The following is a 26,894-nucleotide window of genomic DNA, read 5'->3' as shown; positions in this document are numbered from 1 at the left end:
GTGGAGACACTCACCCAGCTCGTCTACGGCGTCTACCTCGTCGCCGGTATCCTCTTCGTCCTCTCGCTCGCGGGCCTCTCCAAGCAGGAGACGGCGCGCGGCGGCAACCTCGCGGGCAAGGTCGGCATGGCGCTCGCGCTCGTCGCGACCGTGACGCTCGCGCTCATCGAGTCGGAGCGGAACGCGGCCGTCACGGCTGCGCTCATCGCGCTCGCGCTCGGCGTCGGCGCGCTCGTCGGCACGTGGCAGGCACGCAAGGTCGAGATGACGCAGATGCCTGAGATGATCGCGCTGCTGCACTCGTTCGTCGGCCTCGCGGCCGTGCTCGTCGGCTTCAACTCGTTCCTCACGGACTCCCAGGGTGGCGCCGTGCACCTCGTCGAGGTGTTCCTCGGCGTGTTCATCGGCGCGATCACGCTCACGGGCTCGCTCGTCGCGTTCGGCAAGCTCTCGGCGCGCATGAAGTCCTCGCCGCTCACGCTCCCGGGCCGCAACCTTCTCAACCTCGGGGCGATCCTCGTGTCGCTCGGCCTCATGGGCTGGTTCATCGCGGCGCCGTCGATCTGGCCGCTCGCGATCATGACGGTCATCGCGCTCGCGGTGGGCTGGCACCTCGTCGTCGCGATCGGCGGCGGCGACATGCCCGTCGTCGTCTCGATGCTCAACTCGTACTCCGGCTGGGCCGCGGCTGCCGCGGGCTTCATGCTCGGCAACGACCTGCTCATCATCACGGGCGCGCTCGTCGGCTCGTCGGGTGCGATCCTCTCGTACATCATGTGCAAGGCGATGAACCGCTCGTTCATCTCGGTGATCCTCGGCGGCTTCGGCGCGACCGAGGGCGCGTCCCCGCAGGGTGCCGTCGTCGAGGGCGAGCACCACGAGACGAGCGCGGACGACGTCGCAGCGCTGCTCAAGGGCGCGAAGAGCGTCCTCATCACGCCGGGCTACGGCATGGCCGTCGCAAAGGCGCAGTATCCGGTCGCGGAGCTCACCTCGCGGCTGCGGGCGCAGGGCGTCGACGTGCGCTTCGGCGTGCACCCCGTCGCGGGGCGCCTGCCGGGCCACATGAACGTCCTGCTCGCCGAGGCCAAGGTGCCGTACGACATCGTCGAGGAGCTCGAGGAGGTCAACGAGAAGCTCCCGCGCACGGACGTCGTCCTCGTCATCGGTGCGAACGACACCGTCAACCCGGCTGCGGAGGACGACCCGGGCTCGCCCATCGCGGGCATGCCGGTCCTCCAGGTGTGGAACGCGGAGAAGGTCGTCGTCTTCAAGCGGTCGATGGCCGTCGGCTACGCGGGCGTCCAGAACCCGCTGTTCTTCAAGGACAACACGCAGATGCTCTTCGGTGACGCCAAGGAGCGCGTCGAGGACATCGTCAAGGCGCTCTGAGCGCCGCTCACCGTCGCGAACGAGCGCGTCGCCCCTCCCGGGGCGGCGCGCTCCGCGCGTCCGGGCTCGCCTAGGCTGAGGTCATCATGAGCACGACGCCCGACGTTCCCGACGCCCTCCTGCCCGACGTTCCCGACGCCCTCTTGCCCGACGGGCCTGGACCCGACGGGCCTGGACCCGACGCGACGACGCGCGCCGCCCGCGAGGTCGAGCGGGTCGTCACCCAGCACGGGACGTTCCGCGCCCACCCGGTGTCGTTCGTGCGGCGCTCGGGCCGTCTCACCGATGGGCAGGCGAAGGCGCTCGAACGCTCGGGCGCCCGCGTGCTGCTCGACGTCCCGCGGGACGTCGCCCGCACGTCGGTCGACCCGGCGTGGCGTCTCGACGTCGCCGAGGTCTTCGGCCGCAGCGCGCCGCTCGTCGTCGAGGTTGGTTCGGGCATGGGTGAGAACGCGGTCGCGGCTGCGGCGGCCGACCCGGAGCGGGACGTCCTCGCGCTCGAGGTTTACCTGCCGGGGCTCGCGCAGGCCGTTCTCGGTGCGGAGCGGGAGGGGCTGACGAACCTGCGGCTCGCGCAGGTCAACGCGCCCGAGCTCTTTGCGACGGCGCTCGCGCCCTCGTCCGTCGACGAGGTGTGGGTGTTCTTCCCGGACCCGTGGCACAAGACGCGTCACCACAAGCGTCGGCTCGTGCAGCCGTCGTTCTGCGACGAGATCGCGCGCGTGCTGCGTCCGGGCGGGGTATGGCGGCTCGCGACCGACTGGGAGCCGTACGCCGACCACGTGCGTGAGGTGCTGCGTGGGCGGACGGATCTCGTGCCGCTCGTCGCGGGGTCGGACGGCGTCGTCGAGCGCTTCGATGGACGTGTCCTCACGACGTTCGAGGCGAAGGGGCTGCGGGCGGGCCGGACGGTCACGGACCTCGCGTACGTCCGGGTCTGAACGTCGCGGTCCGCGTGGCCGGTAAACTCGGGGGCGTGACGACGACGCGCATCGCTCTGGCAACCTGCAACTTCCACCCTGATCTGGCCGACGACGACCAGCACCTCCAGCGGGCTCTCACGAAGCTCGGTGTCGAGGCGGTCGCGGCGGTGTGGGACGACCCGGAGGTCGACTGGTCCGCGTTCGATCTCGTCGTCGTGCGTTCCGTGTGGGACTGGTCGCAGCGGCGCGACGAGTTCGTCACGTGGGCGCAGGGCGTGCCGAACCTCCTCAACCGTGCGGAGATCCTCGCGTGGAACACGGACAAGGCGTACCTGCGAGAGCTCGACGCGGCGGGCATGCCGACGATCCCGACGATCTGGTTGACGCCCGAGCAGAAGCTCTCGTCCCGGGCCGTCCACACGCGCATGCCCGCACACGGCGACTTCGTCATCAAGCCGACGATCTCGCGCGGCGCGCGAGACACGGGTCGCTATCAGGCGGGTGAGGCGACGAGCCGTGGCACCGCGATCCAGCGGGCGGTGCAGCTGCTCGCCGACGGTCGTGAGGTGATGATCCAGCGGTACCTCACGAGCGTCGACACGGTGGGTGAGGCAGCGCTCGTCTACATCGGCGGAGAGTTCTCGCACGCGGTGCGCAAGGGCGCGATGCTCCAGGGGCAGTTCCGTGGCGCAGCGGGCCTCTACAAGCAGGAGTCGATGTCGCTGCGTGAGGTCTCCGACGCCGAGCGCGAGCTCGCGGACCGCGCGGTCGCGTTCGCGCGCGAGCGTCTGCAGGCCGACCACCCGGGCGAGGACCTGCTGTATGCGCGTGTTGATCTCGTCGACGGTGACGACGGCTCGCCGCTCGTGCTCGAGCTCGAGGTCGTCGAGCCGACGCTGTTCCTCGCGTTCCGCGAGGGGGCGGCCGAGGAACTCGCGCAGGCGATCCTCGCGCGTCTCGCCTGAGCGACGCCCCCACCCTGCCGGTCAGGCACCCGCCTGCCAGACAGGCACCGTCAGCCGGCCAGGCACCCCGCCTGCCAGACTGGCACGGTCAGCCGGCCACGCACCGGCCTGCCACTCCCACCGCCCGCAGTGGTCCGATAGCCGATCCGTGCACTCGACGTGAGCCGATCCGCTATCGGCGAGCGTGCCTCGTCGTGCAGCGGCGCTGAGCAGCCGCCAACCGCCCGCCGCGGCGACTCGATAGCCGATCGGTACGTATGACGTGTACCGATCTGCTATCGCGTGGACTGCCTCGGTGCGTCCTCGACGCTCGGTAGCCGTTCCGTGCACTTGACATGTATCGATCCGCTATCGGCGGGCGTGTTTCGTCGTGCAGCGGCGCTGAGCAGCCGCCAACCGCCCGCCGCGGCGACTCGATAGCCGATCCGGACCCGGGGAGTGGTCGGATCGGCTATCGGACCACCAGGGCGGTGTGGTGCGGCCCCGGCCCGGGCCGGTGAGATGGCGTGTGGGGAGACGTGCTGACCATCCACCATGTGGGTACGGCGGGCTCGGTCGGCTGCGGCTCGCGCGACGGCGCGTCTTTGCTGGTGAGACAGGTTGCGGTTTCGGTTGCTTTCGGCGTGACGCGGGTCACGCGCGGGCTACCCTGCGTGCAAGGTCGACGTCGAAGGAGAACCATGACCACGCAGCCCGCCACCAGCTCACGGCTCGAGCCGCTCGGCACCGTCGTCCCGTCGAGCGTCCCGACGCACTGGTACAACCTCGCGGCAGACCTGCCCGAGCCGGTGCCGCCGCACCTGCACCCGGGCACGCGCGAGCCGCTCACCCCGCCGGACCTCGAGCCCCTGTTCCCCATGGCTCTCATCGAGCAGGAGGTGAGCACCGAGCGCTACGTCGAGATCCCGCAGAAGGTCCGTGAGATCTACGCGCTGTGGCGTCCGTCGCCGCTCATCCGGGCGCGTGCGCTCGAGAAGGAGCTTGGCACGCCCGCGCGGATCTACTACAAGTACGAGGGCGTCTCGCCGGTCGGCTCGCACAAGCCGAACACCGCGGTGCCGCAGGCGTACTACAACGCGCTCGAGGGCATCACGCGCCTCACGACGGAGACGGGCGCGGGCCAGTGGGGCGCATCGCTGTCGTTCGCGGCGTCGCTGCTGGGCCTCACGTGCGAGGTGTGGCAGGTGCGGGCGTCGTACGACTCCAAGCCGTACCGTCGCGCGCAGATGGAGGTCTACGGGTCCGTTTGCCACTCGTCGCCGTCCGAGCTCACCGAGGCGGGCCGCGCGATCCTCGCGGAGATGCCGGACACGACGGGCTCGCTCGGCATGGCGATCTCGGAGGCTGTCGAGGCCGCGGTCAAGGACCCTGGGGCGCACTACGCTCTCGGCTCGGTCCTCAACCACGTCATGCTCCACCAGTCGGTCATCGGTCAGGAGGCGCTCGAGCAGATCGCCGAGGTCGAGGACCGTGTCGACGTCGTCTTCGGCTGCGCTGGCGGCGGCTCGAACCTCGCGGGCCTCACGTTCCCGTTCCTCGGCAAGAACCTGCGCGAGGGCACGACGACGCGTCTTGTCGCGTGCGAGCCGGCGGCCTGCCCGTCGCTCACGCAGGGCGAGTACCGCTACGACTTCGGGGACGTCGCCGGTCTCACGCCGCTGCTGAAGATGCACACGCTCGGCAAGGACTTCGTCCCGCCGTCAATCCACGCGGGTGGTCTGCGCTACCACGGTATGGCGCCGATGGTCTCGCACGCCGTCAACCTCGGTCTCATGGATGCGATCGCGATCGAGCAGGACGACGCGTTCGCGGCGGGTCTGCTCTTCGCGCGCACGGAGGGCATCATCCCGGCGCCCGAGTCGACGCACGGCGTCGCCGGGGCGATCGCGCACGCGCGCGCGGCGACGATGGACGAGGTCATCGTCATCGGCCTCTCGGGCAACGGCGTCCTCGACCTGCCGGCGTACGCGAGCTACGTCTGAGCCCGCCCAGTCCCGCGAGATAGCGCTCCCCGGACGAGATAGCGTGCGTGACGCGCTATCTCGTCGCAGGAGCGCTATCTCGCGGATCGCACGGGGTCAGGCTAGGTTCCACAGGAGGCGGTAGTACGCCAGGCGCTCCTCGTCGGGTGTGACGCCGTAGGCGGCGCAGACCTCGGCCGTGAGGTCGCGGCCGTAGTTCCACGACGTGCTCCAGCCCGCCACCGCGAGATCCGCCCAGCGGTCCGCGACCCCGAGGGAGTCGAGGTCGATCGTCGCGAGGTAGGAGCCGTCGTCGGCGAGCAGCGTGTTGGGTGCGCACGCGTCACCGTGCGCGACGACGAGACGGTCGACGGGCGGCACGTCCTCGAGCCGGGCGAGCAGCTCGTCCCGCGCGACCCCGTGGTGGTCGGGGTGGAGCGTGTCCGACGACCAGGCGTCGACGCCCGACGACGACGCGCGGGCGCGCGCCCGCGCGAGGCGCACGTCCGCGCCCCACGTCCATGGGCAGTCTGCGACCGGCAGCGCGTCGTGCAACGCCCGCAGGCCCGCGCCGAGCGCGCGCGCCGCGACGACAGGCTGCGAGAGCCACGGCTCGACGACGGCCGAGCGTCCCGGGAGCCCCGACGTGACGAGCCACGCCCCGTCGTCGTCCGCCCCGACGTCGAGGACCTCAGGGACCCGGGCGCCGTGCTCACGCGCCCACGCGAGCCGGCGTGCCTCCTCGGCGAGCGACCCGTCCCCGGGCGGTCCGATGAGCCCGCCGGGCTGCGGCGCGGCGGGCGCCGGGGGAGGGCCCGGCTGCCACTTGACGAAGCGCACGCCCGACGAGCCCGCGAGACGGAAGGTCGTCCCGCCGACGCCGTTGATCCACACCCCGAGGACGTCGTCGGCCTGGGCGCCACGTGCGAGCCGTGCGACCTGCGGCGGGACGGGTACGGGGTCCGTCGGGACCGGGGTGTCGAGGGGCCAGGACATGCCGTGATCCTGCCACGGCTGCGTGCAGCACGGACGCGGACGCGTCCCACCCGCCGCGTCTGCCGCACGCCTACCCGAGAGTTTCTGCCCTACCCGCGAGTTCAGACTCGCGGGTAGGGCACAAACTTGCGGGTAGCCGAACCGCCTCGCGTCCAGCAGCCCCGGTTGGGGCGGGGCGTCGAGGTGGAGCCGAGCGAAGCCGTCCTGGGCGGCGACGCAGGGACCAGGGCCGTCTCGCCGGGCCAGGTGGGCACCCGCCTCGAGGACCAGCCGTAGTACGCGGGGACACGACGAAGGCCGTGACCCCGCGTCTCCGCAGGTCACGGCCTTCGTTTCATGGGGTGAGTAACGGGACTTGAACCCGCGACCCCCTGGACCACAACCAGGTGCTCTACCAGCTGAGCTATACCCACCATCGCTGCACATGCAGCAGGTCCGACGAGCCGGGGCTCATCGGGCCGACAAGAAGCATACAGTCTTTCTCAGCCCTCGGTGACCACGTCGGGGCGCCGCGTGACGGACGTCTCGATGATGCGCGCCGCGATGGCCTTCGCGGTGTCGGAGTCTGGACCGGGCTGCGGCACGAAGAGGGCCTCGCGGTAGTAGCGGAGCTCGTCGATCGACTCGAGGATGTCGGCGAGCGCGCGGTGCCCGCCGTTCTTCTCGGGGGAGCGGAAGTACACGCGCGGGTACCAGCGGCGCGCGAGCTCCTTGATCGAGGAGACGTCGATCGTCCGGTAGTGGAGGTGCGCCGCGAGGGCGGGCATGTCGCGCTCGAGGAACGCGCGGTCGGTCGAGACGGAGTTGCCGGCGAGCGGCACGCGGCCGGCCTCGGGGGCGTGCTCGCGGATGTACGCGAGGACGGTCTCCTCGGCCGCGGCCATGGTCGTCCCGGCGTCGAGCTCGTCGAGCAGCCCCGACGTCGTGTGCATCGAGCGGACAAAGTCGTTCATCTGCGCGAGCGCTGCGGGCACGGGTCGGATGACGACGTCGACGCCGTCGCCGAGGGCGTTGAGCTCGGAGTCGGTGACGACGGCGGCGACCTCGACGAGCGCATCGGCGCCCAGGTCGAGGCCGGTCATCTCGCAGTCGATCCAGACGATGCGGTCGTTGTTGAGGGCGCGTGACACGTCGTCCAGGGTACGTCGGGCTGCGCCTCGTCGTGTGTGACGCGGGTCCCGGCGCTACCGTCAGACCATGTCGAACGCGTCACTTCCGGCCGAGCCGGCCCCTCCGCGCGGGCCCGCGTCCACCGGCGTCCCGACGACGGTCGGGGTCGTCGTCGGGCTCGTCCTCCTCGTCCTGGGTTCGCTCGCGTTCGGCGGGTTGCTCGACGGCGTGCTCGAGAACGACGACCTCGCGACGGTCGACCACCCGGTGCTCGACTGGATGGTCGCGCACCGCACCGCCTGGGTGACGGCCGCGCTCACGGGCGTGACGAACGTCTTCGGTCCGACGCTCCTGCCGATCCTCGTGGCCGTGGGTTGCGGCCTGTGGTGGTGGCGCACGCGACGCTGGCGCGAGCCCGCGCTCCTCGTCGGGGCGATGCTCCTCGCGGTCGGGGTGTCGAGCCTCGTCAAGGCGCTCGTCGCGCGTCCGCGGCCCGACGAGACGTCGATGACGGTCCCGGGCGTCGAGTCGACGTTCTCATTCCCTTCGGGCCACACGATCGGCGCGGCGACGCTCGTGCTCGTCCTCGGCTACCTCGTGTGGTCGCGGCGCGGGGGCGTGCGCGCGCTGGTCGGCTGGGTCGTCGGCTCGGTGCTGCTCGTCGCGCTCGTCGGCGGCTCGCGGCTCTACCTCGGGTACCACTTCACGACGGACGTCCTCGCGGGCGCGTCGCTCGCCCTGGCCGTGCTCGGGGTCGTCGTGCTGGCCGACGTCGGGTTGCCCGCGTTGCGTGCGCGACGCTCAGCGGGGCGGCACGATCCCGGTAGGATCGTGGGGCCTCCGTAGCTCAATGGATAGAGCATCGGCCTTCTAATCCGCCGGTTGCCGGTTCGAGTCCGGCCGGGGGCGCTCTCCCACCGCCGTGCCCGCGCGTACTGCACGGGCCACAGCTCGGGCTGCTCGCTGCCGAGGTCGCGCTCGGCGCGCAGCCCGAGGTGCGGGTCGCGGAGGTGCTCGCGGCCGACGAGTACGACGTCGGCGGCGCCCGCGGTGAGGATCTCCTCGGCCTGCGTGGGCGTCGTGATGAGCCCGACGGCGCCGGTCGGCACGTCGGCGTCCTCGCGGACGCGCGCGGCGAACGGCACCTGGTAACCGGGGCCGACGGTGATCTGCTGGTGCGCGACGAGCCCGCCCGACGACACGTCGACGAGGTCGACTCCGGCCTCGCGCGCCCACCGGGCGACGGTTGCGACATCGTCGACGTCGAGGCCGCCGGGCGCCCAGTCCGTCGCGGAGACGCGCAGCAGAAGCGGCATGTCGGGGCCGACGGTCGCGCGCACGGCGCGCACGACGTCGAGCAGGAGCCGCGCCCGGCCGGCGAGGTCCCCGCCCCACGCGTCGGTGCGCGCGTTCGACAGCGGGGAGAGGAACTGGTGGAGGAGGTAGCCGTGCGCGCCGTGGATCTCGACCGTGTCGAATCCTGCGTCGACGGCCCGTCGCGCGGCGGCGGCGAAGTCGTCGACGACGCGGCCGATGCCTTCGGCGGCGAGCGCGGCGGGTGCCGCGTACCCGTCAAACGCGAGGGCCGACGGCGCGACGGTCGGCCAACCGCCGTCGGCGGCCGGCACCGAGCCTGACGCTGGCGCCCGCGGCCACCACGTCGACGCCTTGCGACCTGCGTGCCCGAGCTGGACGCCGACGTGTGCGCCGCGGGCGTGGACGGCCGCGACGATCCGCGCCCACGCGACCTGCTGCGCGTCGTTCCAGAGCCCGGTGTCGCGCGGGGTGATGCGGCCCTCGGGCGAGACGGCGGTCGACTCGGCGAGGACGAGCCCGGCGCCGCCCGACGCGAACTGCGCGAGGTGCACGAGGTGCCAGTCGTCGGGCACGCCGTCCGTCGCCGAGTACTGGCACATGGGCGAGAGCCACAGGCGGTTGCGGAACGTCGTCGAGCGTAGCGTCAGCGGGCTCAGCAGCAGGCTCATGGGTCTCCTCGTCAGCGGGAACCCCACTCTTCTCCGATGATGTTCCGGGCTCAAGCGGTCTCACGGAGGGCGAACACGCAGGTTCTGCACGGCGCGCGCGTTTGGCCGCTCTTCGCCGGGCACGGGATAATCATTGCGTGACACGTGACGAGACGATGCCCGAGCACGCGCCCGACGCGACGCTGCTCGACGTCGTCGAGGGCCTCCACCGTGAGGTGCAGGCCGTCGCGTTCGCGCTCGACACCCCGGGGACGCGCGCGGCGAAGCCGCTGCGACGCACCCTCCTCGAGCGGCTCGAGGACCACCTGCTGCCGCGTCTGCGCGAGCTCTCGCGCCCCGCGATCGTCGTCGTCGCGGGCTCGACGGGCGCGGGCAAGTCGACGATCGTCAACTCCCTCCTCGGTGACGAGGTGTCGAAGGCGTCGGTGCTGCGTCCGACGACGCGCGAGCCCGTGCTCGTCACGCACCCGGAGGACGCCGAGCTCGCGGCGGTTCTCGACGTCGGCGAGGCGCTGCGCGTCGAGCACGACGGTGTGCCCCGTGGCATCGCGCTGCTCGACGCCCCGGACCTCGACTCGCTCATGTCGTCGAACCGTGAGACCGCGGTGCGGCTCTTGGCGGCTGCGGACCTCGGGCTCTTCGTGACGACGGCTGCGCGCTACGGTGACGCGCTGCCGTGGCGGGTCCTCGCGGACGCGAAGGAACGGGGCGGGTCGGGCGCGATGGTCCTCAACCGTGTCTCCGACGAGAAGCTCGCTGAGGTGCGCACGGATCTTGTCGCGCGGCTGCGTGAGCACGGCCTCGCGTCGTCGGCGCTGTTCGTCGTGCCGGACGTGGGCGCGCACGAAGGGCTGCTCCCGGCCGCGTCGGTCGAGCCGATCGCGCGCTGGCTGCGACGCGTCGCGGGCGCAGACCAGGCGCAGACCGTCATCCTGCGGACGTTGCGCGGTGCGCTCGACACGCTCGTCGAGCAGACGGCCGCGCTCGTCGCGGAGGTTGAGGCCCAGGCCGACGACGCCGCCGCGCTGCGTGCGGCCGTCGCCGACGCGGTGCCGTCGGGCCTCGGGGACCTTGCGGACGCGACAGTCGACGGCACCCTGTCGACGGGCGCTGTCGAGGCCGCGTGGCTTGCGGCCGTCGACGCGGAGCCCGGCATCCTGCGTCCCGTCGCGGGTCGGTTCCGTCGTCCGCGCAGGGCGGCGCTCGCGCGCCGCGCCGAGCTGCTCGGGGCGGTGACGACGCGTGTCCGCGAGACGCTCGTCACGCAGGTGCTCGCCGCCGCACGGACGAGCTCGGAGACGATCGGCTCGCAGCTCGGCGAGCAGGACGACCGGCTACCGGGAGGCGCCGCGCTCCACGCGGCCGTCCAGGCAGATGGGGCGCTCGCCGCGTGGCGCGACACGACGGTGCGCTCGGAGGTGAGCGCCTGGTTGCGCGGCGTGGCCGACGCCGTCGGCGACCTCGCTCCTGGCGTGCTGCAGGCGGCGGACCGGGGCCTCACGCGTGAGGGGCTCGTCGCGGTCGCGACGGCCGCAGCCGTCGGCGTCGCGGGCGCCGAGCGCGTCCTCGCGGGTGTGGCCGGCGCTGCGGCCGGTGAGCTCGTCGATGCTGCGCGTGCCGACCTCGTCGCGCTGGGACGGCACGTCGTCGAGGGTGAGGCCGGTCCGTACACGGAGCGGCTCGACGTCGCGGCGCTCGCCCCGGAGGCCGTCACGGGCCTGCGGCTGCGGCTCGCCGAGCTGCGCCGGCAGGTTCGTTCGCGCTGACCGCGGCAGGCCCCCCTCGTCGACCGCTGCCGGCCCGTCGGCCCGTCGGGGTGACCCGCGGGGTGCCGCGCCGCCCGTCGCGCGGCCGTGCGCGCACGCGTGAGGCAGGATGGGACTAGCGCTGACGAGGGAGGACGCATGGGAGCTAGAGCGGACGAGACCGAGCTGCGTGGACGTGTCGCCGACCTGCGGTCGGCTCTGAGCGTCGCGGGGGAGAGGATCCCGGCCGCGGTCCGGACGGCGGTCGACGACGCCCTCACGACGGCCGACGGCCGCCTCGACCTCGGCGTCGAGCACACGGTCGTCGCGCTCGTCGGCGGGACGGGCTCGGGCAAGTCGTCGCTCTTCAATGCGATCTCCCGCATGACGTTCGCGGACGTCGGCGTGCGCCGCCCGACGACGTCCCTCATGACCGCGTGCGCGTGGTCGGAGCGCGCCGACGCGCTGCTCGACTGGGTCGGCGTCGACCGGGAGCGCCGCATCAACCGCTTCTCGTCGCTCGACGGCGACCAGGAGACCCAGCTGTCCGGCCTCGTGCTGCTCGACCTTCCCGACCACGACTCGGTCGCGACGGTCCACCGCGAGACCGTCGACAGGGTCGTCCCGATGGCAGACCTCATCGTGTGGGTCGTCGACCCGCAGAAGTACGCCGACCACGCGCTTCACGCGGGGTACCTCCAGGGCATGGCGGGCGTCGAGGGGTCGATGCTCGTCGTCCTCAACCAGCTCGACACCGTCCCCGAGGGCCAGCGCGCGGAGATCCTCGCGGACGTCCAGAACCTCCTCACGGTCGACGGCCTCGGCGAGGTCGAGGTCCTCGGGGCGTCCGCGGTGACGGGTGACGGCATCGCAGAGATCCGGGCGCGGCTCGCGACGATCGTCGGGCAGCGCTCGCGTGCCGCGCTGCGTGTTGCGACCGAGCTCTCGCGCGCCGCGGAGCAGCTGGCGGACGTGCTGCCCGCGGAGGTCGCGCGCCGCTCGGCGTCGGGCGTCCCGGGCACGGTCGACGCGCTCGCGGACCTCGTCGGGCTGCCCGAGCGTACGACGACGGCCGCGCACACGCTCGACGACGGCACGCGTGCCGGGGCTGACGGCGCGCTCACGGCGGCGTCGGTGACGCAGCTGCGCGAGGCGTGGCTTGAGCGCGCCGGGGCGTACCTCGGACCTGCGTGGCGCGACTCGCTCGTCGAGGGCACGCCCGAGGACGAGGAGATCGCGCGCCGGGCGACGGAAGCGGTGCGCGCGGTGCGGCTTCCCGCCGGTCCGTCGCGAGGTGTGCGCGGCTGGCGTGCGGCGACGGCCGTCGGCGCGGTTCTCGGGGTCGTCGCGCTCGTTGCGTGGCTCGTGCTCGTGCTTACGGATACGGCGGCCGACGACGTGCAGCTGCTGCTCCTCGGTCTCGGGGTTGTCGGCGTCGTGCTCGGGCTCGTCGGCGTCCTCGCGTGGCGGGGGGCGCGGCGTGCCCAGTCCCGGGCGCGTGCTGAGGCGTTCTCCGGGGAGGTGCGGGAGGGGCTTGCGCGGGTCGTCCACGACCTGCTCGAGACGCCGGCGGACGCGGTGCTCGGGGCGCACGCCGAGGCGCGGACGCTCGCGCTCGCTGCGCTGTCGCGCGAGGCGGCACGGCACGCGCGTTCCGGCGACTGACAGCACTTGACCACAGGCGCGTGCTTGCGCGACCTCGTCCACCGATCCGGCGCTGAGGGGTGCGGGCGCTCGCGGCCACCGGCACGGTGTGACTCCCGGGCGGCATCCGACCGCCCCTGTTCCCCGGGAGGACGCCATGAGCGCACCGGTCACCATCACGGGCTGGGTCGGCAATAACCCTGCTCTCACCCTCACGACGAACGACCGTCGCCGCACGACCGTGCGGGTCGCGACGACCCACCGCTACCGCGACGAGAAGGGCGCGTGGACGGACGGCGAGACCACCTGGTACTCGGTGACGTTCTGGGACGACGCGGCGGAGTCCGTTGCGAAGTCCCTCCACAGCGGCGAGCCCGTCGTCGTGACGGGACGGCTCGTCCTCGACCGCTGGGACGCGCCCGACGGCAGCCCCCGCGCCGAGCTCGGCCTGCGCGGCGCGACGATCGGCCACGACCTTACGCGTGGCACCGCGAGCTTCATGCGGGTGCTGCGTGAGGCCAGGTCGTCGGCGTCCGCGCCGAGCGCCGCCGAGACGGTGGCGGAGGGGGAGGGCTTCGCCCCGGCCGACCCCGACGCGCCGGACCCGTTCACGCACAGCACCGACGCGGCACCCGCCGGCCGCTCCGATGCTGCTGAGGACGTCGATGACCCCGCAGCGCTCCTGACCGCGTAGTCTTGGAGGGTCTGTGCGTCGCCCGTCGGCGTGCGACGGCGGCCGTCGGCCGCCCGCGCGCCGACGCGGCGCCGCTCGTCCGGCCCACTACCCCAAGGCGGTCCTAGAACCCGTGGCTGAGTTCATCTACTCCATGTATAAGGCGCGCAAGGCGCACGGCGACAAGGTGATCCTCGACGACGTCTCGCTGAACTTCCTCCCCGGGGCGAAGATCGGCGTCGTCGGCCCCAACGGCGCCGGAAAGTCGACGATCCTCAAGATCATGGCGGGTCTCGACCAGCCGTCGAACGGTGAGGCGCGTCTCTCGCCCGGCTACACGGTCGGCATCCTCCTCCAGGAGCCGCCGCTCAACGAGTCGAAGACGGTCCTCGGCAACGTCGAGGAAGCCGTCGGCGAGATCAAGGGCAAGATCGACCGCTTCAACGAGATCGCCGAGCTCATGGCGACCGACTACTCCGACGAGCTCATGGAGGAGATGGGCAAGCTCCAGGAGGCCATCGACGCCGCCGACGCGTGGGACCTCGACTCCCAGCTCGAGCAGGCGATGGACGCCCTGCGCTGCCCGCCGCCGGACGCCGATGTCACCGTCCTCTCCGGTGGTGAGCGTCGTCGCGTTGCGCTGTGCAAGCTCCTCCTCGAGAAGCCTGACCTCCTGCTCCTCGATGAGCCCACCAACCACCTCGACGCCGAGTCCGTGCTGTGGCTCGAGCAGCACCTCGCATCCTATCCGGGCGCCGTCCTCGCGGTGACGCACGACCGCTACTTCCTCGACCACGTCGCGGAGTGGATCTGCGAGGTCGACCGCGGCCGCCTCTACCCGTACGAGGGCAACTACTCGACGTACCTCGAGAAGAAGCAGGAGCGCCTCGCGATCCAGGGCAAGAAGGATGCGAAGGTCGCCAAGCGCCTCAAGGAGGAGCTCGAGTGGGTCCGCTCCAACGCCAAGGGACGTCAGGCCAAGTCGAAGGCGCGTCTCGACCGCTACGAGGAGATGGCTGCCGAGGCTGACCGCACCCGCAAGCTCGACTTCGAGGAGATCCAGATCCCGCCGGGCCCCCGTCTCGGCTCGATCGTCCTCGAGGCGAAGGACCTCAACAAGGGCTTCGACGGTCGCACGCTCATCGACGGCCTGTCGTTCACGCTGCCGCGCAACGGCATCGTCGGCGTCATCGGCCCGAACGGCGTCGGCAAGACGACGCTCTTCAAGACGATCGTCGGCCTCGAGCCGCTCGACGGCGGCGAGCTGAAGATCGGCGAGACCGTCTCGGTGTCGTACGTCGACCAGTCGCGCGGCGGCATCGACCCCAAGAAGACGCTCTTCGAGGTCGTCTCCGACGGGCTCGACTTCATCAAGGTCGGCAACGTCGAGATCCCGTCCCGCGCGTACGTCGCGTCGTTCGGTTTCAAGGGGCCCGACCAGCAGAAGCCTGCGGGCGTCCTCTCGGGCGGTGAGCGCAACCGTCTCAACCTGGCGCTCACGCTCAAGCAGGGTGGCAACCTCCTCCTGCTCGACGAGCCCACGAACGACCTCGACGTCGAGACCCTCGGCTCGCTCGAGAACGCTCTGCTTGAGTTCCCGGGCTGCGCCGTCGTCGTCTCGCACGACCGGTGGTTCCTCGACCGGGTCGCGACGCACATCCTCGCGTACGAGGGCACGGAGGAGAACCCCGCGAACTGGTACTGGTTCGAGGGCAACTTCGAGTCCTACGAGAAGAACAAGGTCGAGCGTCTCGGCGCTGACGCGGCGCGTCCGCACCGCGTGACGTACCGCAAGCTCACGCGCGACTGATCTCGCGTCCCGGAGGCCCGCCCGCGCACCCTGTGCGCAGGCGGGCCTCCGTCGATCCGTCGGTCGCGCCGCCGACGTCGCGCGGGGCCGTCCGTCATGATGGGGGGATGGACGACGACGTGCGTGAGCCCGCAGGCCCGCGGCCCGAGCGGGTCGCGCTCACGGTCGCGCTCGAGGCCGCGCGCGACGCGGTCGACGCCCTGGCGTTGCCGCTCGCGACGCCCGGGCGTGACGCCTCGGAGGCGACGCGTCGCGCGACGCTCTCACGCCTCGACGACCACCTGTTGCCACGTTCGCGCGCCGAGGGTGCACCCGTGCTCGTCGTCGTCGGCGGGTCGACGGGCGCGGGCAAGTCGACGCTCGTGAGCTCGCTCGTCGGCGCGCCGGTGAGCGCGGCTGGGGTGCTGCGGCCGACGACGCTCGCTCCCGTGCTCGTCCACCATCCCGACGACGCGGCATGGTTCGGGGCGGACCGTGTGCTGCCGCACCTCGTGCGTGCCGGCGCCGACGAGCCCGTCCCGGCGGACGCGGTGCACCGGACGTTGCGGCTCGTCGCGACGGAGGCGGTCGGACCGGGGCTCGCCCTCCTCGACGCGCCGGATGTCGACTCGGTTGTCGCCGCGAACCGGGACCTCGCTGCGCAGCTGCTCGGTGCGGCGGACCTCTGGCTCTTCGTGACGACCGCAGCGCGGTACGCGGACGCGGTGCCGTGGGCGCTGCTCGATGCGGCGGCACGCCGGCGTACGCGTCTTGCGCTCGTCCTCGACCGGGTCGAGGGCGCTGGTGCAGGAGCAGTCGCCGAGCATCTGCGGTCGATGCTCGCGGAGCACGGCCTCGCCGGGACCCCGGTCGTCGAGGTGCCCGAGTCGCCGCTCACGGGCGGCCTGCTCGGGGAGGATGCGCTCGTCGGGCTGCGGTCGTGGCTCGCGGACGTTGCGTCGCCGGCGGCGCGCGAGCGGGTCGTGCGCGAGACCTTCGACGGGGCGGTCGACGACGTCGTCGTCGTGCTCGGCGAGCTCGGCGCTGCCGCGGCGGAGCAGGCGGAGGCGTCCGCGCGGCTCAAGGAGGCTGTCGCGCACGCGTACGGGAGGGCGGTCGACGATGTGTCGGCGGCGACGGCGGACGGCACGATGCTGCGCGGCGAGGTGCTTGCCCGCTGGCAGGACCTCGTCGGCACGGGTGACTTCGTCCGGCGTCTCGAGAAGGGCGTCGGGCGCGTGCGGGACCGCCTCGGTGCGTTCGTCCGCGGTCGCCGGGCCGACGCACCGGCGGCGGTGCGGGCCGTCGGTCACGATCTCGAGGCGGTCGTCGTCGACGCCGTGCACGCGGCGGCTGAGCGTGCCTCGGACGCGTGGCGGGCCGACCCGGCGGGCCGCGCCCTCACGGACGGTCTCGTGCGCGGCGGACCCGCGCTGCGCGAGGACGCGGCCGCGGCGGTCCGCGGCTGGCAGGGCGACGTGCTCGAGCTCGTCCGCACGACGGGTTCGTCGAAGCGGGGCACCGCGCGGGCGCTGTCGTTCGGCGTCAACGGGCTGGGGCTTGCGCTCATGATCGTCGTCTTCGCGTCGACCGGCGGGCTCACGGGTGCGGAGGTCGGCATCGCGGGCGGCACGGCGCTCGTCGCGCAGAGTCTTCTCGAGGCCGTGTTCGGCGACGACGCTGTGCGTCGGCTCGCGGTGACGGCGCGCGAGCGTCTCGTCGCGCGCGTCACCGACGTCGCGGACGCGGACGCCGCACGGTTCCGCGACCGCCTGCGGGACGTCGCCTCGACGCCCGACGGCGCGGAGCGGCTCGACGCGGCTGCTCACCGTGTGCGTGACGCTGCCGCGGCCGAGCGCCGCACGCGCCCGCTGCCCCCTGTTCCTGAGCCGCCCGCCGCAGCATCCGAGACGCAGCCCGTCGCGGAGGCGCGCAAGCGCGCGTGGTGGCGCGGGAGGCGCGCATGAGGGCCCGCGGCGTGACCCTCGCTGCGCGGCTCGACGCGCTCGAGGCGGCGTGGACGACGGCCTCGCCGTGGCTCGGCGGGCACGGCGGGGACGCTGGCGTCCCGGTTGCCCACCTCCCGGACCTTGCCGAGATCCCTGCCGTCGCCGCACGCGTGCGCGAGCGCCTGGGCCTCGGCGCGGACCGGACGGTCGTCGCGCTCGCCGGGTCGACGGGCTCGGGCAAGTCGAGCCTTCTCAACGCGCTCGCGGGCTTGGAGGTCGCACGGCCCGGCCTGCTGCGCCCGACGACGTCGCAGCCCGTCGCGGCGTGCGCGGACGGCTCCGACCCGACGTCGCTGCTCGACTGGCTCGATGTGCGCGAGCGCACGCACCTGCCGGCGGGCTCGCCGCTCCCGGACGGGATCGTGCTGCTCGATCTGCCGGACCACGACTCGGTCGAGGTGATGCACCGGGCGCGGGCGGACCGGCTGCTTGAGCGCGCGGACGTCATGGTGTGGGTGACGGACCCGCAGAAGTACGCGGACGCCGCGCTGCACGACGACTACCTGCGGCCGTTCGCGTCGTACGGCGGGGTCGCGGTCGTCGTCCTCAACCATGCCGACCGGCTCGGCGCCGAGGACGTCGCACGGGTGCTTGCCGACCTGCGTCGGCGCGTCGCCGCCGACGGTCTCGTGGGCGCGCACGTCGTCGCGACGTCGGCGACGACGGGCGACGGCGTGCGCGAGCTCCGTGACGTGCTCGCGGACGCTGCGCGGCGGCGCGCGCAGGAGGCGGCACGCCTCGTCGTCGACGTGCGGGGTGCGGCGGCGCTGCTGCTCGAGGCGTCGGGCGGGGACGGGCGCGCGGCGGACGCCGGGGCGTCGGCCGACGAACTCGCAGACGCTCTCGCCGAGGCAGCCGGTGCCAGCACGGTCGTCGACGCCGTCGCGGCCTCGACGCGCCGCCAGGTGCATCTCGTGGCGGGCTGGCCCGTGACGCGGTGGCTCGCGGGGTTCCGCGCGGACCCGCTGGGGCGGCTTGGACTCGGTGGCCCCGAACGTCGTCGGACGGAACGGCCCGATCTCGTGCGCACGTCTCTGCCCGGCGCGAGCGACGCGGTGCGTGCGCGCGCGGCGCTCGCGGTGCGGGAGCACGTCGCGGGTGCGCTCGACGCACTGCCCGATGCGTGGCGGCCTGCGGCGGCCGGCCGGGTCGACGGTGAGGGGCTCGCGGGCGCGCTCGACACGGCGGTCGCGGGCACGCGGCTCGGCGCAGAACGGGCACCGCGGTGGGCGCGGGCGCTCGGCGTCGTCCAGGCAATGCTCCTCGGGGTCGGCGTCGTGGGGCTCGTGTGGGTGCTCGGGGTACGTGGTCTTGCGTACCTCGGGGTGACGCTCCCGCTGCCGGAGCTCGTGCTCGACTGGTCGGCGGGGCAGGTGCGGGTCGCGTGGCCCGCGCTGCTCGTCGTCGTCGGCGTCGTGCTGGGGCTGCTGCTCGCGCTCGTCGCGAGCGTGTGCGGCCGCGTGACGGCGGTGCGGCGTGCGCGCCGCGCGCGTCGCAGGCTCGCGGACGCGGTGGCGGGGGTCGCGCAGACGGCGGTGCTCGCGCCGGTCCGGGCGCGGCTTGACGCGCTCGCCCGGACGCGCGAGCTCGCGCGTCGAGCCGCAACCCCCTGAGCGCCCCACCCCACCGACGGATTGACGGTTTCCGCCCGTTCGACGGGGGAAGGAGTCAATCCGTCGGGAGGGGAGCGCGTAACCTCGGCCCTGTGACGACGATCGAGATTCCCGTCCAGCTGCGCTGGTCCGACATGGATGCTTACGGCCACGTCAACAACGTCGAGATGCTCCGGCTCCTCGAGGAGGCGCGCATCGAGGCCTTCTGGCGCCATCCCGAGGCCGACGGCGTGGCGAGCCGGCCGACCGCGATCCTCGACGCGAGCCCGGGCGCGCGCACCGCGACGCTCGTCGCGCACCAGGAGATCGAGTACCTTGCGCCACTCACGTACCAGCGGCAGCCGGTGACGGTGCGGCTGTGGCTCGGGCGGCTCGGCGGTGCGAGCCTCGAGATCCACTACGAGGTGACGGACGCGAGCGGCACGGTCTACGCGCGTGCGATCACGACGATGGTGCTTGTCGACTCCGCCTCCGGCAAGCCCCGTCGCATCGACGCCGACGAGCGCGCCGCATGGGAGCCGTTCCTCGACGCGCCGGTCGCGATGCGTCGTCGGGCACGCTGACGACCGTGGCCGTCCTCGTCGACGCGCCCCGCTGGGCCGCGCACGGCACGACGTGGGCGCACCTCGTCTCGGACACCTCGCTCGACGAGCTGCACGCGTTCGCGGAACGTGCGGGCGTGCCGCGGCGGGCGTTCGACCTCGACCACTACGACGTCCCCGCGGAACGTCACTCGGAGCTTGTTGCGCTCGGCGCCGAGCCGGTGTCCGCGCGCGAGATGGTCGTCCGGCTCGCGGCGTCGGGCCTGCGCGTCTCGGGCCGAGACCGCGAGCGTGCGCGTCGTGCGGACCTCGCTGCGCGCTGGGCTGCGCTCGTGCCGGGCGCGGACGCGGTCGGCGAGGAGCTGCTGCGGCGCTGGTCCGAGCCGCATCGCACGTACCACGGCACGGCGCACCTCGCGGACTGCCTACGCTCGGTCCAGGTCGCGGCGGAGGGCCTCGGCACGGTGCCGCGGACGGTCCTGCTCGCGCTGTGGTTCCACGACGCGGTGCACGAAGGTGAGGCGGTGCGCGACGAGGAGCGTTCCGCGCAGCTGGCGCGCGACCTGCTCGCACCGCTCGTCGGTGCGCCGTCACGGTCCGGGGGCGCGTCGGGTCCGGGATCGTTGGGCCCGGGAGTGCCGGGCCGGGGGGCTCTGGACGAAGGAGCGTCGGGCCCGGGGGTGCCGGACGCGGGAGCGTCGGGCCCGGGAGTGCCGGACGAGGGAGTGTCGGGCCCGCGCCCGACGTCCGACGCGCACACGGCTCCGCTCACGCCGGCCGACGTCGACGAGGTCGCGCGACTCGTCCTCCTCACGACGCATCACGACCCTGCGCCGGGCGACGTCGCGGGTGCACTCGTGAGCGACGCGGACCTTGCGGTCCTCGCCGGATCACCGACGACGTACCGGCGCTACGTCCGTCGGGTGCGGGCGGAGTACGCGCACGTCGACGACGGCGCGTGGCGCGTGGGACGTGCCGAGGTGCTGCGAAGCCTGCTGGCCACCGAGCACCTCTTCGCGACGCCGGTCGGCCGCGACCGCTGGGAGTCGCGCGCCCGCGCGAACGTCGCGGGAGAGATTGAGGCGCTCACGACACCGTGAGCGCCGGCTACATCCGCGAGCCCTGGGAACGCCGACGCCCACACGTTCCGTCCGGCCCGGTAGCGCACCCCACCAACCGAGGAATCCGCGCAGATGGCTGCTGGGAGCAACCATCTGCTCGGACTCCTCGGTCGCGGGCGAGCCGGGACCGGCGGCTCCGGGCCGGTCAGGCCTCGTCGGGCACGCGGATCATGCCCTCCTGGGCGATCGACGCGACGAGCGTGCCGTCCTGCGCGAAGACGCGCGCCGAACCGAGCCCGCGGCCGCCCTGCGCGGACGGCGACGACTGCACGTAGAGAAGCCACTCGTCGGCGCGCGCGTCGCGGTGCCACCACATCGCGTGGTCGAGGCTCGCGATCGAGAGGCCACGCGTGCCCCAGTCGAGGTCGGCGCGCCGCATGACGGGCTCGAGCATGAGCTGGTCGCACGCGTAGATCATCATGGCGCGGTGCATGAGCTGGTCGTCGCCGAGAGTGCCGCGGGCGCGCAGCCACACCATCTGGCGGTCGTCGCCGTTGCGGTCTGGCCCGAGGTAGAGGGACGAGCCGACGTGGCGGACGTCGAACGCGGCGGTGCTCGTCCAGAACTTCGCGACGGGATGGTCGATCGTCGAGAGCTTCGCGACCGCCGAGTCGAGGGTCTCCGGGTCGGGTGCGGGGGGCATGCGTTGCTGCTGGTCGATGCCTGGCTGGTCCTCCTGCGCGGACGTGATCATCGAGAGGATCGCCTTGTCGCCCTGGAACGCGTGGACGCGCCGGGCGGAGAAGGAGCGGCCGTCGCGGAGCCGTTCGACCTCGAGGCGGATGGGGATGTCGAGCGCCCCGGGTCGCAGGAAGTAGCCGTGGAGCGAGTGCGGGAGGCGTCCGGCGGGGTTGGTTGCGCCGGCGGCGAGGATCGCCTGCGCGAGGACCTGACCGCCGTAGACGCGGCCGTTGAGCTGGGGCAGGTTCTGCCCGACGAACGTGTTGTCGTCGACCTGCTCGAGCGCGAGGACGTCGCGCAGTGCAGCGAAGGGTGCGGCGTCGGTCATGTCAGTCCTCGAAGGTGTTGAGCATGGAGTGGGCGGCGCGCTCGAGGTAGTCGAGCAGCTGGGACTCGTGCATAGGGGCCAGCCGCGCGCCCTTGACGGCGGCGGTCATGTGCTGGATCCAGCGGTCGCGCGCGAGGGGGTTGACCTTGAACGGCTGGTGGCGCATGCGCAGGCGCGGGTGGCCGCGCTCCTCGGAGTAGGTGGTCGGGCCGCCCCAGTACTGCTCGAGGAACATCACCATGCGACGGTTGGCGCCGGGGAGGTCCTCGGGCGGGTACATGGGGGCGAGGACGTCGTCGGCGATAACGCCCGCGTAGAAGCGGTCGACGATCCCCTGGAAGGTCTCGTGGCCGCCGACGGCGTCGAAGAAGGTCTGCTCGGTCACCGTCCGATCCTCCCACGGAGGAGCGAGGGGCCTGCGGTGGGTGTCACGTGGCACGGCGCACGTCCGGGCTGTGGGCAGGCGGTCCGGACGGGGGTACGCGCGCTAGGCTAGGAGGACCGGACGAGGGCGTCCGTGCCCCACCCAGCGATCAGGAGCACATCACCATGAGCAAGGCGGAGAAGATCCTCAGCGCGCTCGGCGGCGGGTCGAACGTCGTCGACCTCGAGCCGTGCATTACGCGTCTGCGCGTCGAGGTGACGGACCCTGCGCTCGTCGACGAGACGAAGCTGAAGGAGACGGGCGCGTTCGGCGTCGTCCGGTCGGGTCGCATCATCCAGGTGATCGTCGGGCCGGAGGCCGACGACCTCGCGGACGAGCTCGAGACGCTGCGCTGAACCAGCGCAACCTGTACGACGGACGACGCCCACGGACCTGCAGGGTCCGTGGGCGTCGTCGTGCGGCCGTCAGGGTGCGGGCGGCGGCTGGACGACGAGTCGGTTGGCGGTGACGAGTCGGATGCCGCCGTTCGTGAGGGCCTTGAGCCCACGGGTGCGCAGGGCGCGGACGACGGCGGGACGGTCGGCCAGGTTCGTGCGGGCCTGGATGCGGTAGAGGAGGTGGTCGTCGGTGAGCTCGACGACGAACACCTCGGGTGGGGCGAGGAGGAGCGGGTTGATGTCGGCGTCGGCGGACGTCTCCTCGGCGGCCTGCGTGAGCAGGGAGCGGACGAGGTCGGTGTCGACGTCGTAGGGGACGCGGAAGTCGGCCATGGCGCGCACCCAGCCCTGGGAGAGGTTGCCGGTGCGGAGGATCTCGCCGTTGCGCAGATACCAGAGCGTGCCGTCGAAGTCGCGGACCTTGGTGACGCGCAGCGCGACCTCCTCGACGGTTCCGGTGACGTCGCCGAAGTTCACGGTGTCGCCGACGCCGTACTGGTCCTCGGCGAGCATGAAGATGCCGGAGAGGAAGTCCTTGACGAGGCTCTGGGCGCCGAAGCCGAGGGCGACGCCGGCGACGCCGGCGGACGCGAGGAGCGGCGCGAGGTTCACGCCGAGCTCGTTGAGGATCATCATGACGACGATCGAGCCGACGACGATCGAGAGGGTCGAGCGGAGCACGGAGCCGAGGGTGCGTGCGCGGCCGGTGCGTCGTTCGGCCTCGAAGGCGTTGGTGACGTGCAGGAGCGCGCCGCCGATGTCGGTGCGGGGCTCGCGGGCGATGCGCTCGGTGAACGAGGCGATGAGGCGACGCAGGACGACGAGCAGGACGATGCCGACGGCGAGGATGACGAGGATCCGCAGCGGGGCGCCGACGAGCCAGTCGACCCAGCCGGAGCGCTGCTCGGGGGCCTTGGTGAGCGCGTCGCCGATCTCGTCGCCCACGGAGGTGCTCGACGGTGACGGTGACGGGGTGGTGGTGCGCAGGAGGTGCTCGAGCATGCTCCCAGCGTAGTTGGGGGTGATCGTCGGCGTGTTCGTGCGCAGGTGGTCGCACGGATGTACGCGGCGAAGTAACATTGCAGAAAAGTTTCGGACGGAATGGGCCGTCCGGCCGCCTCGAGCGCCCAGACTTCTGCAAGGATTGACCCGTGGACAACGCTGAACGATCAGAGTCCCTTCTCCGCCTCGCGCGTGCGTGCGGCGTCGGGACTGAGTACTGGGCCTTCGACGGCACCGAGCGGCACGTTTCCGCCGCGACCCTTGTCAAGGTGCTCGGCGCGCTCGGCATCGACGCGTCGACGCCGACGCGTGTCGAGCTCGCGCTCCTCCACGTCGAGGACGACGCGTGGCGCGAGCCGCTTCCGCCGACGGTCGTCGCCCGCGAGGGCCAGGCCGTGACGATCCCCGTCCACGTGCCCGACGGCACGCCCGTGAGCGTGTGGATCGACCTCGACCCCGAGGCCGGCGGCGGACGCCGCGAGACCCGCCAGGTCGACAACTGGGACGCCCCGCGCCGCGTCGACGGCCGGATGGTCGGCCGCGCGTCCTTCGAGATCCCCGGGGACCTCCCGCTCGGCTGGCACACGCTGCGTTCGCGCGCCGACGACGGCGAGCACGTCGCGACCCTCATCGTCACCCCGCAGCGGCTCCACCTCCCCGAGAGCCTCGAGCACGGGCGCGTGTGGGGACTCATGTCGCAGATGTACTCGGTGCGCTCCTCGCGCTCGTGGGGCATTGGCGACTTCGCGGACCTTGCGGAGACGTCGTGGTTCGCGGGCCGCGACCTCGGTGCGGACTTCATGCTCATCAACCCCGTCCACGCGGGGGAGCCGGCCGCGCCCATGACCCCGTCGCCGTACCTGCCGGTGACGCGTCGCTTCGTCAACCCCATCTACGTGCGTCCCGAGGCCGTCGAGGAGGCCGCCTACCTCTCGGCCGCCGACCGCTCGCTCGTCGAGTGGGCCGCCGAGGAAGCGCAGACGCTCAACGCGTCGTCGGGCCCGATCGACCGCGACGCCGCGTGGACGCACAAGCGTTCCGCGCTCGAGGTGATCTTTGCGGCACCGCGCTCCGCGATCCGTGAGGCACAGCTCGCGGACTTCCGCGACCGCGAGGGCAAGGGGCTCGAGGACTTCGCGCTGTGGTGCGCGATCAAGGAGACGCGCCCGACGGGCGAGTGGCCCGACGAGCTCTGGGACCCCACGAGCCCCGAGGTCGCCGAGCTGCGCGTCGAGCTCGCGGACCGCGTCGACTTCTTCGTGTGGCTCCAGTGGGTCGCCGACGAGCAGCTCGCGGCCGCGCAGGCGGCGGCGAAGGCCGGCGGCATGTCGCTCGGCATCATGCACGACCTCGCTGTCGGCGTGCACCCCGAGGGCTCGGACGCGTGGTCGCTGCGTCACGCGCTCGCGACGGGTGCGTCAGTCGGCGCTCCGCCCGACATGTACAACCAGCAGGGACAGGACTGGTCGCAGCCCCCGTGGCACCCCAAGGGCCTCGCGCGTGCCGGCTACCAGCCGTACCGCGAGATGCTCCGGACCGTCCTGCGGCACGCGGGCGCGATCCGCATCGACCACGTCATCGGCCTCTTCCGACTCTGGTGGATCCCGGCAGGCTCGGGCGCCCAGGAGGGCGCGTACGTCCGCTACGACCACGACGCGATCATCGGCATCCTCTGCCTCGAGGCGCAGCGTGCGGGGGCCGTCGTCATCGGCGAGGACCTCGGGACGTTCGAGGGCTGGGTGCGTGACTACCTCACGGACCGCGGCATCCTCGGCACGTCGATCCTCTGGTTCGAGAAGGACCATGAGGGGCGTCCGCTCGCGCCCGAGCACTACCGGGCGATGAGCCTCACGTCGGTGACGACGCACGACCTTCCGCCGACCGCGGGCTACCTCGCGGGCGAGCACGTCGAGCTGCGCGAGAGCCTCGGGCTGCTCCAGGCGCCGGTCCAGGAGGTACGGAACGAGGCGCGGGCCGAGCGTGAGGACATGGTGCGGCTGCTGGCCGCGCGTGGCCTGCTCGGTGACGACCCGTCGGAGCGGGAGCTCGTCGAGGCGCTGCACCGGTTCATCCGCCTCACGCCGTCGAAGATCCTCGGGGTCTCGCTCGCGGACGCGGTGGGGGAGCGTCGGGCGCAGAACCAGCCGGGCACGGACCAGGAGTACCCCAACTGGAAGATCCCGCTGGGTGACCCCAACGGCGTGACGGTTCTGCTCGACGACCTTGTGACCAACCCCCGCCTGCGGTCGCTTGCAGCGGCGATGAACCAGCGCTGACCCCATCGCGGCGCTGTCCTGCGGCCCGTCTCCCCGTCCGGGGAGGCGGGCCGCGGTGTATTCCCACCCCTGTGGTCCCCGCCCCCAGACCGTCTGCCACCCTGGCCTGTGGCCTGTGGCCTGTGGCCTGTGGCCTGTGGCCTGTGGCCTGTGGCCTGTGGCCTGTGGCCCCTGGCCCCTAGCACCATGCACCTAGCCCCCTGCCCCCGCCCCACTGGCCCGATAGCCGATCGAGCCACGTGAGGCGCACCGATCGACTATCGAGGGCAGGGGCGTGCCCCTCGATAGCCGATTCAGACAGGTGTAGTGAACGGATCGGCTATCGAGAGCGGAAGCGTGCTCCGTGGCGCGGTCGTCGTCCCGTACCCGACCCGGTGAAGGGGTCCGATCGGCTATCGGACCCACATGCGCGGTGCTTTCCACCTGACGAATGTCGCAGAGCTCCCACCTGACGGGTTGCGCAGCGCTCCCCGCCTGACGGGTTGCGCGGCGCTCCCCACCTGACGGATTGACGGGTTCCGCCGATTGGATGGGGCCACGCCGTCAATCCGTGGGGGTGTGGCGCGTCGGGAGCGACGCGAGCCACGCGCGGACCTCGCGTGGCGTACGGAGCCGGACGACGGGGGCCCCCGACGCCTCGAGAGCGTCCCAGCGAGCGCGCTTGCCGGACCACGTCCGCCACGACAACAGGACGATGTTGTCCTCAGGCTTACGCCGCACCAGACTCGTGAGGCTCTCGCGGTTGCCGTGCCACAGGGGACGACGCGTGATCCCGCGCGCGACCGTGCGCGTGACGATCCGGCGCATGACGGTGCGTCGCGGCAGGTCGAGGCACACGATCGTGGCGGCATCGTCGAGCAGATCGAGGACCTTCGACCGCCAGTTGCCGTCGACGACCCACCCGGGTCCGTCCTCTGCTGCGGCGAGGCGTGCGCGCAGGATCGCGCGTCCGACGTCGGGGTGCTTCTGCTGCCAGCCGGCGCCCCAGAAGACCTCGTCGAGCTCGATGCGGACGAGCCCGGTGCGGGCGGCGACCTGCCGGGCGAGCGTCGTCTTGCCTGAGCCGGACGTTCCGTGGATGCGGATGCGCCGTGGCGTCGGCGAGCGGGGTTCGTTGCGCGTCACGCCAGCGTCGTCGTCCACGCGCAGAATCCTCCCACGCCTCTCCGCACCCGACGCCCGACGTCCGACGCCCGACGTGCACGATCTCGACGGATTGATGCGTTCCGATCATTCAATGGCCAGAACGCATCAATCCGTCGTCACCTCAGTGCGCCGGTGTATGGCTCGATAGCCGATCGGACCATGTGAGGTGAA

The 26,894-nt window shown here is 72.6% G+C and carries 21 protein-coding genes, 2 tRNA genes and 1 pseudogene; 16 read left to right on the top strand and 8 right to left on the bottom strand.

The window, feature by feature from the left end; translation table 11 throughout:
• The 4 genes from pntB (at position 1) to C1729_RS05685 (ending at position 5,262) form a co-directional block, all read left to right on the top strand.
• Positions 1-1,392, top strand: coding sequence for a Re/Si-specific NAD(P)(+) transhydrogenase subunit beta (gene pntB / locus C1729_RS05700; protein WP_102509080.1), 1,392 nt, complete (start codon positions 1-3; stop codon positions 1,390-1,392).
• 86 nt (positions 1,393-1,478) lie between these two features.
• Positions 1,479-2,333 (top strand): tRNA (guanosine(46)-N7)-methyltransferase TrmB, encoded by an 855-nt coding sequence (trmB, locus tag C1729_RS05695; protein WP_102509079.1) that lies wholly within the window; start codon positions 1,479-1,481, stop codon positions 2,331-2,333.
• Positions 2,334-2,368: 35 nt separating this feature from the next.
• Positions 2,369-3,280: an ATP-grasp domain-containing protein gene (locus C1729_RS05690; RefSeq protein ID WP_102509078.1), complete on the top strand. Its 912-nt coding sequence runs from the start codon at positions 2,369-2,371 to the stop codon at positions 3,278-3,280.
• Positions 3,281-3,960: 680 nt separating this feature from the next.
• Positions 3,961-5,262, top strand: a complete 1,302-nt coding sequence (locus C1729_RS05685; RefSeq protein ID WP_102509077.1) for a TrpB-like pyridoxal phosphate-dependent enzyme — start codon at positions 3,961-3,963, stop codon at positions 5,260-5,262.
• 96 nt (positions 5,263-5,358) lie between these two features.
• Here C1729_RS05685 and C1729_RS05680 read toward each other — a convergent pair whose 3' ends face one another.
• The 3 genes from C1729_RS05680 to orn form a co-directional block, all read right to left on the bottom strand.
• Entirely contained in the window at positions 5,359-6,237 is an 879-nt protein-coding gene (locus C1729_RS05680) for an aminoglycoside 3'-phosphotransferase (RefSeq protein ID WP_102509076.1), read from the bottom strand.
• A 337-nt stretch (positions 6,238-6,574) separates the two neighbouring features.
• Positions 6,575-6,650: transfer RNA gene (locus C1729_RS05675), tRNA-His, on the bottom strand.
• Between the two features lie 69 nt (positions 6,651-6,719).
• On the bottom strand, positions 6,720-7,367 hold the full coding sequence (orn, locus tag C1729_RS05670; protein ID WP_102509075.1) for an oligoribonuclease: 648 nt from the start codon (positions 7,365-7,367) through the stop codon (positions 6,720-6,722).
• Between the two features lie 67 nt (positions 7,368-7,434).
• On the opposite strand from orn, the gene C1729_RS05665 reads away from it, so the two are divergent.
• Positions 7,435-8,193, top strand: a complete 759-nt coding sequence (locus C1729_RS05665; RefSeq protein ID WP_102509074.1) for a phosphatase PAP2 family protein — start codon at positions 7,435-7,437, stop codon at positions 8,191-8,193.
• Positions 8,184-8,256, top strand: a tRNA-Arg gene (locus C1729_RS05660). The genes C1729_RS05665 and C1729_RS05660 overlap by 10 nt, the downstream gene beginning before the upstream one ends.
• Before the next feature lie 119 nt (positions 8,257-8,375).
• Here the strand turns inward: C1729_RS05660 and C1729_RS15320 are convergent.
• Positions 8,376-9,263, bottom strand: a pseudogene (locus tag C1729_RS15320) (NADH:flavin oxidoreductase/NADH oxidase); the annotation flags it as partial.
• Between the two features lie 206 nt (positions 9,264-9,469).
• Here C1729_RS15320 and C1729_RS05650 point away from each other — a divergent pair.
• The 8 genes from C1729_RS05650 to C1729_RS05615 all read left to right on the top strand — a co-directional run bounded on the left by C1729_RS05650 (position 9,470) and on the right by C1729_RS05615 (position 20,447).
• The gene (locus C1729_RS05650) at positions 9,470-11,098 is read left to right on the top strand and encodes a dynamin family protein (RefSeq protein WP_102509073.1); all 1,629 of its coding nucleotides are present in this window, start codon (positions 9,470-9,472) and stop codon (positions 11,096-11,098) included.
• Positions 11,099-11,236: 138 nt separating this feature from the next.
• Positions 11,237-12,742, top strand: a complete 1,506-nt coding sequence (locus C1729_RS05645; RefSeq protein WP_102509072.1) for a GTPase — start codon at positions 11,237-11,239, stop codon at positions 12,740-12,742.
• A gap of 136 nt (positions 12,743-12,878) precedes the next feature.
• On the top strand, positions 12,879-13,415 hold the full coding sequence (locus C1729_RS05640; protein ID WP_102509071.1) for a single-stranded DNA-binding protein: 537 nt from the start codon (positions 12,879-12,881) through the stop codon (positions 13,413-13,415).
• A 112-nt stretch (positions 13,416-13,527) separates the two neighbouring features.
• A complete protein-coding gene (gene ettA / locus C1729_RS05635; protein WP_102509070.1) occupies positions 13,528-15,204 on the top strand; it encodes an energy-dependent translational throttle protein EttA in 1,677 nt (558 codons plus the stop codon).
• Between the two features lie 107 nt (positions 15,205-15,311).
• Positions 15,312-17,150, top strand: coding sequence for a P-loop NTPase family protein (locus tag C1729_RS05630; protein ID WP_129590674.1), 1,839 nt, complete (start codon positions 15,312-15,314; stop codon positions 17,148-17,150).
• A complete protein-coding gene (locus C1729_RS05625) occupies positions 17,147-18,805 on the top strand; it encodes a GTPase (RefSeq protein WP_102510545.1) in 1,659 nt (552 codons plus the stop codon). Before C1729_RS05630 ends, C1729_RS05625 begins: the two co-directional genes overlap by 4 nt.
• A gap of 92 nt (positions 18,806-18,897) precedes the next feature.
• Positions 18,898-19,368 (top strand): acyl-CoA thioesterase, encoded by a 471-nt coding sequence (locus C1729_RS05620; protein WP_207204567.1) that lies wholly within the window; start codon positions 18,898-18,900, stop codon positions 19,366-19,368.
• A gap of 5 nt (positions 19,369-19,373) precedes the next feature.
• Complete coding sequence (locus C1729_RS05615) at positions 19,374-20,447, top strand: DUF4031 domain-containing protein (protein ID WP_102510543.1); 1,074 nt, start codon at positions 19,374-19,376, stop codon at positions 20,445-20,447.
• A gap of 166 nt (positions 20,448-20,613) precedes the next feature.
• Here C1729_RS05615 and C1729_RS05610 read toward each other — a convergent pair whose 3' ends face one another.
• Entirely contained in the window at positions 20,614-21,477 is an 864-nt protein-coding gene (locus tag C1729_RS05610) for an acyl-CoA thioesterase (RefSeq protein ID WP_102509069.1), read from the bottom strand.
• 1 nt (position 21,478) lies between these two features.
• Positions 21,479-21,862 (bottom strand): globin, encoded by a 384-nt coding sequence (locus C1729_RS05605; RefSeq protein WP_102509068.1) that lies wholly within the window; start codon positions 21,860-21,862, stop codon positions 21,479-21,481.
• Positions 21,863-22,026: 164 nt separating this feature from the next.
• Between C1729_RS05605 and C1729_RS05600 the strand changes: the two genes are divergently transcribed.
• Positions 22,027-22,257, top strand: coding sequence for a PTS sugar transporter subunit IIB (locus C1729_RS05600; protein ID WP_102509067.1), 231 nt, complete (start codon positions 22,027-22,029; stop codon positions 22,255-22,257).
• 69 nt (positions 22,258-22,326) lie between these two features.
• On the opposite strand, the gene C1729_RS05595 is transcribed toward C1729_RS05600, so the two are convergent.
• The gene (locus tag C1729_RS05595; protein ID WP_165375424.1) at positions 22,327-23,301 is read right to left on the bottom strand and encodes a mechanosensitive ion channel family protein; all 975 of its coding nucleotides are present in this window, start codon (positions 23,299-23,301) and stop codon (positions 22,327-22,329) included.
• Positions 23,302-23,450: 149 nt separating this feature from the next.
• Between C1729_RS05595 and malQ the strand changes: the two genes are divergently transcribed.
• The gene (malQ, locus tag C1729_RS05590) at positions 23,451-25,577 is read left to right on the top strand and encodes a 4-alpha-glucanotransferase (protein WP_102509065.1); all 2,127 of its coding nucleotides are present in this window, start codon (positions 23,451-23,453) and stop codon (positions 25,575-25,577) included.
• Positions 25,578-26,120: 543 nt separating this feature from the next.
• Here the strand turns inward: malQ and C1729_RS05585 are convergent.
• Positions 26,121-26,720, bottom strand: a complete 600-nt coding sequence (locus tag C1729_RS05585; RefSeq protein WP_242493729.1) for an AAA family ATPase — start codon at positions 26,718-26,720, stop codon at positions 26,121-26,123.
• Positions 26,721-26,894: the final 174 nt, after the last annotated feature.

The sequence above is a fragment of the Sanguibacter massiliensis genome, assembly GCF_900240335.1.
GTDB classification, from domain to species: domain Bacteria; phylum Actinomycetota; class Actinomycetes; order Actinomycetales; family Cellulomonadaceae; genus Flavimobilis; species Flavimobilis massiliensis.
The sequence above is the reverse complement of the archived record's forward strand: the minus strand, read 5'-3'. Positions and strand labels throughout refer to the sequence as shown.

Coding starts and splice junctions, on each gene's coding strand:
- trmB (WP_102509079.1), top strand. CDS start 1,479: ATGAGCACGACGCCCGACGTTCCCGACGCCCTCCTGCCCGACGTTCCC.
- C1729_RS05685 (WP_102509077.1), top strand. CDS start 3,961: ATGACCACGCAGCCCGCCACCAGCTCACGGCTCGAGCCGCTCGGCACC.
- C1729_RS05680 (WP_102509076.1), bottom strand. CDS start 6,237: ATGTCCTGGCCCCTCGACACCCCGGTCCCGACGGACCCCGTACCCGTC.
- C1729_RS05665 (WP_102509074.1), top strand. CDS start 7,435: ATGTCGAACGCGTCACTTCCGGCCGAGCCGGCCCCTCCGCGCGGGCCC.
- C1729_RS05645 (WP_102509072.1), top strand. CDS start 11,237: ATGGGAGCTAGAGCGGACGAGACCGAGCTGCGTGGACGTGTCGCCGAC.
- C1729_RS05640 (WP_102509071.1), top strand. CDS start 12,879: ATGAGCGCACCGGTCACCATCACGGGCTGGGTCGGCAATAACCCTGCT.
- C1729_RS05630 (WP_129590674.1), top strand. CDS start 15,312: ATGGACGACGACGTGCGTGAGCCCGCAGGCCCGCGGCCCGAGCGGGTC.
- C1729_RS05625 (WP_102510545.1), top strand. CDS start 17,147: ATGAGGGCCCGCGGCGTGACCCTCGCTGCGCGGCTCGACGCGCTCGAG.
- C1729_RS05610 (WP_102509069.1), bottom strand. CDS start 21,477: ATGACCGACGCCGCACCCTTCGCTGCACTGCGCGACGTCCTCGCGCTC.
- C1729_RS05600 (WP_102509067.1), top strand. CDS start 22,027: ATGAGCAAGGCGGAGAAGATCCTCAGCGCGCTCGGCGGCGGGTCGAAC.
- C1729_RS05595 (WP_165375424.1), bottom strand. CDS start 23,301: ATGCTCGAGCACCTCCTGCGCACCACCACCCCGTCACCGTCACCGTCG.